The sequence below is a fragment of the Pseudomonas sp. YQ_5 genome, from assembly GCF_043103305.1.
GTDB lineage: Bacteria > Pseudomonadota > Gammaproteobacteria > Pseudomonadales > Pseudomonadaceae > Aquipseudomonas > Aquipseudomonas putida_Y.
The window spans coordinates 24,320-32,684 of the sequence record NZ_JBICJS010000034.1; the positions used below are offsets into that span (position 1 = coordinate 24,320).

Consider the following 8,365-nt stretch of genomic DNA (forward strand, 5'->3'; position numbering starts at 1 on the left):
GAAGAGGGCCGCGCGGTACCAGCAGTTATACTCAGGTCATCAGTCTGCGGTATCTTTGCCACTGGCGGGCCGAATCACCGCCGTCATTGGTTGAATTGAGTGAGTCATGAGCGAGCTGTTACTGATTGATGATGACCAGGAACTGTGCGAGCTGCTCGGCAGCTGGCTGACCCAGGAAGGGTTTTCCGTGCGTGCCTGCCACGATGGCCAGAGCGCACGCCAGGCCCTGGCTGAGCATGCCCCTGCTGCCGTGGTACTGGATGTGATGTTGCCCGACGGCAGTGGCCTGGAGCTTCTCAAGCAGCTGCGCAGCGAGCATGCCGAGCTGCCAGTGCTGATGCTGTCAGCACGCGGCGAGCCGCTGGACCGCATTCTCGGCCTGGAACTGGGCGCCGACGATTACCTGGCCAAACCCTGCGACCCGCGTGAGCTCACTGCCCGCCTGCGCGCGGTGCTGCGCCGCAGCCACCCCACCGCCACGACCAGCCAGATGGAGCTGGGTGACCTCGTCTACAGCCCTGCGCGCGGCGTGGTCAGCATCGATGGCCGCGAAATGACCCTGACCCTGTCCGAAAGCCGTGTTCTTGAGGCGCTGCTGCGTCAGCCCGGCGAGCCGCTGGACAAACAGGAGCTGGCGCAGATCGGCCTGGGCCGCAAACTGACCCTGTACGACCGCAGCCTGGACATGCATGTCAGCAACCTGCGCAAGAAGATCGGCCCACACGCCGATGGCCGGCCACGCATCGTGGCATTGCGTAGCCGTGGCTATTACTACTGCCTGTAAAACACCGGTGCCGCTGCGCGCTCCATTCGCGGCACAAGGCCCTACCGGCTCGGGCCAATCATCTTTACGTTGCCTTTACCCTCCCCTGACTGCGCTTGACGGTGATCTCCCTAGACTGTGCTCATCCGGTAATCACCGGCCTATGAAAGGAGAGACACCATGCGCAAGACCCTTATCGCCCTGATGTTCGCTGCCGCTCTGCCGACCGTGGCCATGGCCATGCCTGACGGCGGCCCGCGCCACGACGGCCCGCATCATCGCGGTGATGCGCCTTTCCACCAACTGGACCTGAGCCGCGAGCAGCGCCAGCAGATTGGCAAGCTGATGGGCGAGCAGATGCAGCAACGCCGCGACATCACCGAGCGCTACCTGTCCAAGCTGCCGGCCGCCGACCAGAAGGCCATGAAGGACGAGCTGAAAGCCAGCCGCGACAAGACCGACAGCGCGGTGCGCAACCTGCTCAAGCCTGACCAGCAGAAGAAGTTCGATGAACTGCAAAAGGAACGCGCCGCCAAGAAAGCCGAGTGGCAGGAGTTCCAGGCCTGGAAAGCTGAAAAAGGCGCCAAGGCCCAGTAAGCTGTTCGCCCCCTGCCCGGTCCGCATCACTGCGGGCCGGGCTTTTCCCGTTTAGGAGGTGCACTTGCGTTCTCTGTTCTGGCGCATCCTGGCCAGTTTCTGGCTGGCCATCACCCTGGTCGCAGGCCTGTCGATCCTGCTGGGGCACATGCTCAACCAGGACGCCTGGATCCTCAGCCGCCACCCGGGCCTGAATACCCTGGCCAGCAAGTGGACCAAGCACTATGAGCAGGAAGGCCTGGAGGCGGCCCAGCACTTTCTGGAACGACGCAAGGACCGCTACAAGATCGACGTGCAGGTGCTCGACGATAGCGGTGAGGCCGTGGTGCCGGGTACCTTCCCACGCCGTGCGGCAGCCTTCGAAGCGCGCCAGCACAATGACCAGCGGCGCTTGCCATGGCGCCGGCTGACCGAGGAATACACCAGCCCCGACACCGGCGAAACCTACTTGCTGATCTATCGCATTCCCCACCCGGCGCTGGATGCCTGGCACCGTGAAAGCCTGCTGTGGCCTCTCAGCGCACTGGGCATTGCCTTGGTCGTGCTGACCCTGTTCAGCCTGCTGGTGACGCTGTCCATAACCCGTCCGTTAAGCCGCCTGCGCAGCGCCGTACACGACCTGGGCCAGACCACCTATCAGCAGAACAGCCTGGCACGGCTGGCAGCGCGGCGCGACGAGTTTGGCGTGCTGGCCAAGGACTTCAACAAGATGGGCGCACGCCTGCAAAGCACCATTGGCAGCCAGCGCCAACTGCTACGCGATGTGTCCCACGAACTGCGCTCGCCGCTGGCCAGGCTGCGTATCGCCCTGGCGCTGGCCGAACGCGCCGAGCCTGAGCAGCGACAAGCGCTGTGGCCACGCCTGACCCGCGAGTGCGACCGCCTCGAAGACCTGATCAGCGAAATCCTCGCCCTGGCCCGAGTGGATGCCGAACAGGCTCACGCCGAACCGGTCGACATCAATGCCTTGCTCGGCAGCGTGCGCAAGGACGCCCTGCTGAGCGCGCCGGAGCAGGACGTGCGCCTGGAGGCGCAGCCGGGGTTAAGCTTGCAGGGTTGGCCAACGCTGATAGAGCGGGCCGTGGACAACCTGCTGCGCAATGCCCTGCGCTTCAACCCGGTCGGCCAGCCGATCGAGGTCAGCGCCGCACGCGAGCAGGACCGCATCGTGATCAGCGTACGTGACCATGGGCCTGGGGCGGCAGCGGAGCACCTGACGCAACTGGGCGAGCCGTTCTTCCGCGCGCCGGGGCAGGCAGCGCCGGGGCATGGCCTGGGGCTGGCGATTGCGCGCAAGGCAGCGGAGCGCCACGGCGGTAGCCTGGTGCTGGAGAATCATCCACAGGGTGGGTTTGTGGCCAGGCTGGAGTTGCCCTTGGCTGAAGCGGCAGGCAGTTGATGGGTGTAACGGCGCCTGGCCTCTTCGCGGGTAAACCCGCTCCTACAGGGGATGTGGATGCTGTTGCAGGAGCGGGTATACCCGCGAAGAGGCCAGAAGCCTTGATACATGAATCAGCCCAAGGCAGCCCTACTCACCCCAGCCACTGACGAAATCGGCAGTTGCCAGCACCGGCGCCGTACGCGGCTCGGTCAGCGGCGTGCCGACATACAGGTAGCCAATCAGCTCCTCGTTCTCGGCCAACCCCAACCCCTTGTGCACATGGGCGTCGAAAGCCATGTCACCGGTACGCCACACCGCGCCGATCCCCTGCGCGTGCGCAGCAATCAGAATACCGTGCGCCGCACAGCCCGCCGCCAGGCGTTGCTCGGACTTGGGCACCTTGAAGTGGTCCTGCAACCTGGCCACCACCACGATCAACAATGGCGCCCGCAGCGGCATGGCACGGGCCTTGTCCAAGGCTGCCTGGCTGGCATCGCCCTTGTGCTGCAAGGCTTCGGCGAACAACTCGCCCAGCTTCTCGCGACCCTGGCCTTCGATGGTAAGAAAACGCCACGGCCGCAGCTGGCCGTGGTCCGGGGCGCGCAGGGCAGCCTGGAACAGCGCCTCGCGCTGGGCGGCATTGGGCGCCGGGTCGGTCAGGCGTGGCACGGAAACACGGTTGAGCAATGCGTCGAGAGCCTCCATCGGCTACCCTCCTGGCAGTTGAATGTGCGGCCATTCTAGCGTTTACATCACCAGACCCATAGGTAGAATGGCGCCCTTCCGTTTCGAGTCTGAGCAGATCACATGGCGTTGCCGACCTTAAGGATCATTGGTTTCATCATCGGCATCTTCCTGATTACGCTGGCCGTGAGCATGGCCGTGCCCATGGCGACCCTGGTGATCTTCGAGCGCACCGGCGACATGCCGTCGTTTCTCTGGTCGAGCCTGATCACCTTCATCGCCGGCCTGGCCCTGGTGGTGCAGGGGCGCCCCGAGCATGTGCACCTGCGCCCGCGCGACATGTACCTGCTGACCGTCAGCAGCTGGCTGGTGGTGTGCGTGTTCGCCGCGCTACCGTTCCTGCTGACCCAGCACATCAGCTACACCGACGCCTTCTTCGAAAGCATGTCAGGCATCACCGCGACCGGCGCCACCGTGCTCAGCGGGCTCGACAACATGTCGCCGGGCATCCTCATGTGGCGCTCGATGCTGCACTGGCTCGGCGGTATCGGCTTCATCGCCATGGCGGTGGCGATCCTTCCGCTGCTGCGCATCGGCGGCATGCGCCTGTTCCAGACCGAATCGTCCGACCGCTCGGAAAAGGTCATGCCGCGCTCGCACATGGTCGCCAAGTCGATCGTCGGGGTTTACGTCGGCTTCTCGATACTGGGCGCGCTGGCCTTCTGGTGGGCGGGCATGAGCCCGTTCGATGCAATCAACCACGCCATGTCGGCAATCTCTACCGGCGGTTTCTCCACCTCCGACCAGTCATTGGCGAAATGGGATATCCCGGCCGTGCACTGGGTTGCAGTGGTGGTGATGATCATGGGCAGCCTGCCGTTCACCCTTTACGTAGCCACCCTGCGCGGCAACCGCAAGGCGCTGATCCGCGACCAGCAGGTGCAAGGCTTGCTGGGCATGCTGGTCGCCACCTGGCTGGTGTTGGGGACCTGGTATTGGTACAGCACCGACCTGCACTGGCTCGATGCCTTGCGCCACGTAGCGCTGAACGTGACCTCGGTGGTCACCACCACCGGCTTCTCTCTGGGTGACTACAGCCTGTGGGGCAACTTCTCGCTGATGCTGTTCTTCTACCTGGGCTTCGTTGGCGGCTGTTCCGGCTCGACCGCAGGCGGTATCAAGATTTTCCGCTTCCAGGTGGCCTACATCCTGCTCAAGGCCAGCCTCAACCAGCTGATTCACCCGCGCGCGGTGATCAAGCAGAAATACAACGGCCATCGCCTCGACGAAGACATCGTGCGTTCGATCCTGACGTTCTCGTTCTTCTTCGCCATCACCATCTGTGTCATGGCGCTGCTGCTGTCGTTGCTGGGCGTGGACTGGATGACCGCGCTGACCGGTGCGGCTGGCACGGTTTCGGGTGTAGGCCCGGGCCTGGGTGAAGTGATCGGCCCGTCGGGCAACTACGCCACGCTGCCTGACGCAGCCAAATGGATTCTGGCGACCGGCATGCTGCTGGGTCGCCTGGAAATCATCACGGTGCTGGTGTTGTGCATGCCGGCGTTCTGGCGTCACTGAGCACTTCGCCCTCCGCGCCCAGACGGGCGCGGTACTCGCTGGGCGTGGCATCGAACCAGCGGCGGAACGCACGATAGAAGTTGCTGGGGTCGGCAAAGCCCAGCAGATAGGCGGTTTCCAGCAAGGTCATGCCCGGCTGGGCCAGGTATTGTTCGGCCAGTTCACGGCGGGTGTCGTCAAGCAAGGTCTGGAAGCTGGTGCCTTCCTCCTGCAGCCGCCGTTGCAAGGTGCGCTGCGACAGATGCAGGGCCTGGGCCAGGGTTTCGCGCTTGGGCTCACCCTGCGGCAGGATGCGGCACAACACCTGGCGCACGCGGTGGCTGACCCGGCTTTCGGAGAAGCGTGCCAGGTACTCCCCGGCAAACCGGTCGTGCAGCACCGCCATGGCCTCGTTGGCGGTCGGCAGCGGCGCCTCCATATCGGCCCGCTCGAACACCAGCGCATCATGTGGGGCGCCGAACACCAGCGGTGAATGGAACGCCACCTTGTAAGGCTCGACATTCTTCGGCTGCGGCCCCTGCACAAGTACCCGCCGCGGCTGGACCGGCCGGCCACTGAGCCATTTGCACAGCGCCAGCGCACAGGCCAGCGACGCTTCGGCGCTATGCCGGGTCGGCGGCAGGTGGTCGCCGTGCACGGTCAGAATCAGCGAATAGCCCTCGGCGCCGAGGACGAAACTGAGATCGGAGCTTTCGGCGATGATGCGCTGGTAACGCACCAGACGCTCGAAGCCCTCGGCCAGGGTGCGGCTGGACATCAACGCATAGCCCACCACATGAAACGACGCCGGGCGGACCACCCGTGCCATGTTCAGGCCGATGGCCTCATTGCCCGACAGCTCCACCGCCAGTTGCCAGAGGCGGGTCATGGAATCTTGAGGGAAACGTGCATCAGGGTCATCGAGGGCGGCAAAGTCCAGCCCCAACTGCTTGAACATGGCTCTGCAATCCAGCCCTTCCAGTTCAAGTGCCTTCACGATCCCTGATGCCCAACTGGCTGACGTTGTTCTTTCGCTCATGACAGGCTTCTTTTACCAACCGCTCCAGCGGTGAACCCCAAGGATACTCATTTGGCGCCTATTGTCACTGGTAGGCCCCGTCAGTCACTCTAGACTCGAATCAGGCTCCACGCCGTGTATCTTGTCCAGAAGTATTAATTCCGGAGCACTGCCATGAACAGCACAGCGCAGTTTCGCAGTTTTGCCGAGTTCTATCCGTACTATCTGGGGGAGCACAGCAACCCCACCTGCCGCCGCCTGCACTTCGTCGGCACCAGCCTGGTGATAGCGCTGCTGGCCTACACCATTGGCAGTGGCAAATGGTTGCTGCTGCTGGCCGTGCCGGTGTTCGGCTATGGCTTTGCCTGGGTCGGGCATTTCTTTTTCGAGAAGAATCGGCCAGCGACCTTTACCTATCCGCTGTACAGCCTGGCAGGGGATTTCGTGATGTTCCGGGATATCCTGCTGGGCAAGCTCAGGCTGTAAGCATCTGAGGCCGCTTGGCGGCACTCTGCCCTCGGCCCTTAAGCCGGCTCGCGCAACGCCGCCACGGCCTGCGCTTCGGCCAACCGATACAGTTCGATGCTGCCATCCCAATGCTCGATCAGGGCCGTGCACGACTCCACCCAGTCCCCGCAATTGAGGTAGTCCACCTCACCCACCTTGCGGATCTCGGCATGGTGAATATGCCCGCACACCACCCCATGAAAACCACGGCGGGTGCACTCGTGGGCAATGGCGTTCTCGAAGTCGCTGATGAAGTTCACCGCGCCTTTCACCTTGTGCTTGAGGTACGCCGACAGCGACCAGTAACCATAGCCATAGCGCGCACGCCAGTGGTTGAGCCAGCGGTTGAGCACCAAGGTGAATTCGTAGGCGCGGTCACCCAGAAACGCCAGCCAGCGGTGGTAACGGGTAATCACATCGAACTGATCGCCATGGACCACCAGCAGTCGGCGGCCATCGGCCGTCAGGTGCTCGGCCTCGTCTACCAGCTGAATGTTGCCCAGAATCAACTTTGAGTAGCGGCGCAGGAATTCGTCATGGTTGCCGGTGACGTAGATCACCTCAGTACCGCGCTTGCTCATGGTCAGCAGCCGGCGGATCACGTTGGTGTGAGCTTGCGGCCAATAGATCCCGCCGCGCAGTTTCCAGCCATCGATGATATCGCCCACCAGGTAGACACGGTCAGCCTGGTAGCCCTTGAGAAATTGCGACAGGTGTTCGGCCTGGCAGTCGCGGGTACCCAGGTGCACGTCGGAGATCCACAGGGTACGCACGCGTTGCTTGCGCGAGGGGCGGGACAGTTCGGCATGGGTCATGGGCAGGCTCCGGCGCAGTTTGCTGGAGACTGGCAGGCGTACATGACAGCGCCATGGCAAAACAGTGACGAGTGATGGCGTGCAGGGATTGAGGCACAATGGGCGCCCGCCCTGCGAGGAAGCCCCCATGACCGCCGGCCCGATCCTCTCGCTGCGCCATTACCGCGACAGCCTGATCGCCCACAGCCACGAACACCCACAACTGGTGTTCGGCCTGCGCGGCCGCCTGGAGTTCGAGGTCCAGGGGCATGGCGCCGGCATCGATCGCCAGGGGCTGGTGGTGGTCCCGGCGGGTGCTCATCACACGTGCGCCAGCGATGCCGGCAGTGATTGCCTGGTGCTTGATGTGCCTGGGGAGCCTTGGCTGCGCGAGCACTTGGGCGAGCATGCCGATGCCAGCCGCCGCCTGCTCGACCGCCCCATCGCCCTGGGGCTGGATGAACGCCAGCAGCAACTGGTGGACTGGCTGGCGAGCAGCCCTGTACACGACCCATTGATCGCCAGGCAAGGCGCGGCACTGCTGCTGGCCAGCCTCAACGCCACGGCGGCAGCCAGCGTGCACACCAGCCAGCGCCTGCCCTACGCAGCCTTCGATGCGCATATCGAACAGCATGCTGCTTACCCGCTGCAGGTTGCCGACCTGGCGCGCATCGCCGGGCTGTCCAGTGCCCGGCTGCATGCGCGCTTTACCACTGAGTGCGGGATGACTCCGATGGACTACATTCGCCAGCGGCGTTTGCTCAAGGCGCGGCGGCTAATCGTGCAGACCGTGCTGCCGATGGTCGAGATAGCGGCGCAGGTGGGGTATAGCTCGCAAAGTGCCTTTTCAGCCGCGATGCTGCGGGCGTTCGGGTGTACACCTTTGGCTTTGCGGCGAGAGTCTGGCGATAACTGACAGCAGTCTTGCGACAGAATGTGTTTGCCTGAGGCTTTACACTTTGCCTTTATCGGCCCTTTCGCGGGTAAACCCGCTCCTACAGGATTTGCGCGGCCCTGAAGGTTGTGCACAACCTGAGCGGGTCTACCCGCGAAAGACCCGGCAC

Annotated in this window: 9 protein-coding genes; 6 read left to right on the top strand and 3 right to left on the bottom strand. The window is 63.7% G+C overall.

The features are described from left to right. The first annotated feature begins 106 nt into the window (after nt 1-106). From ACF8EA_RS06215 to ACF8EA_RS06225, 3 genes are all read left to right on the top strand, one after another. Nucleotides 107-784: a response regulator transcription factor gene (locus ACF8EA_RS06215; RefSeq protein WP_021783440.1), complete on the top strand. Its 678-nt coding sequence runs from the start codon at nt 107-109 to the stop codon at nt 782-784. 159 nt (nt 785-943) lie between these two features. Next, nucleotides 944-1,360, top strand: a complete 417-nt coding sequence (locus tag ACF8EA_RS06220) for a Spy/CpxP family protein refolding chaperone (protein WP_021783439.1) — start codon at nt 944-946, stop codon at nt 1,358-1,360. A 58-nt stretch (nt 1,361-1,418) separates the two neighbouring features. Continuing rightward, on the top strand, nt 1,419-2,759 hold the full coding sequence (locus ACF8EA_RS06225) for a HAMP domain-containing sensor histidine kinase (RefSeq protein ID WP_101196523.1): 1,341 nt from the start codon (nt 1,419-1,421) through the stop codon (nt 2,757-2,759). A 129-nt stretch (nt 2,760-2,888) separates the two neighbouring features. Here the strand turns inward: ACF8EA_RS06225 and ACF8EA_RS06230 are convergent, their stop codons facing one another. Then, complete coding sequence (locus ACF8EA_RS06230; RefSeq protein ID WP_021783437.1) at nt 2,889-3,446, bottom strand: nitroreductase family protein; 558 nt, start codon at nt 3,444-3,446, stop codon at nt 2,889-2,891. A gap of 102 nt (nt 3,447-3,548) precedes the next feature. Between ACF8EA_RS06230 and ACF8EA_RS06235 the strand changes: the two genes are divergently transcribed. Continuing rightward, nucleotides 3,549-5,003, top strand: a complete 1,455-nt coding sequence (locus tag ACF8EA_RS06235) for a TrkH family potassium uptake protein (RefSeq protein ID WP_021783436.1) — start codon at nt 3,549-3,551, stop codon at nt 5,001-5,003. On the opposite strand, the gene ACF8EA_RS06240 is transcribed toward ACF8EA_RS06235, so the two are convergent. Further along, nucleotides 4,960-6,021, bottom strand: a complete 1,062-nt coding sequence (locus tag ACF8EA_RS06240; RefSeq protein WP_028697761.1) for an AraC family transcriptional regulator — start codon at nt 6,019-6,021, stop codon at nt 4,960-4,962. The genes ACF8EA_RS06235 and ACF8EA_RS06240 overlap by 44 nt on opposite strands. Before the next feature lie 153 nt (nt 6,022-6,174). On the opposite strand from ACF8EA_RS06240, the gene ACF8EA_RS06245 reads away from it, so the two are divergent. After that, on the top strand, nt 6,175-6,486 hold the full coding sequence (locus ACF8EA_RS06245; RefSeq protein WP_003254563.1) for a DUF962 domain-containing protein: 312 nt from the start codon (nt 6,175-6,177) through the stop codon (nt 6,484-6,486). A 38-nt stretch (nt 6,487-6,524) separates the two neighbouring features. On the opposite strand, the gene ACF8EA_RS06250 is transcribed toward ACF8EA_RS06245, so the two are convergent. Beyond that, a complete protein-coding gene (locus ACF8EA_RS06250) occupies nt 6,525-7,322 on the bottom strand; it encodes a UDP-2,3-diacylglucosamine diphosphatase (RefSeq protein ID WP_392521303.1) in 798 nt (265 codons plus the stop codon). Nucleotides 7,323-7,449: 127 nt separating this feature from the next. Here ACF8EA_RS06250 and ACF8EA_RS06255 point away from each other — a divergent pair, with 127 nt between their 5' ends. Further along, the gene (locus ACF8EA_RS06255; RefSeq protein WP_392521304.1) at nt 7,450-8,217 is read left to right on the top strand and encodes an AraC family transcriptional regulator; all 768 of its coding nucleotides are present in this window, start codon (nt 7,450-7,452) and stop codon (nt 8,215-8,217) included. The last annotated feature ends 148 nt before the right edge of the window (nt 8,218-8,365 follow it).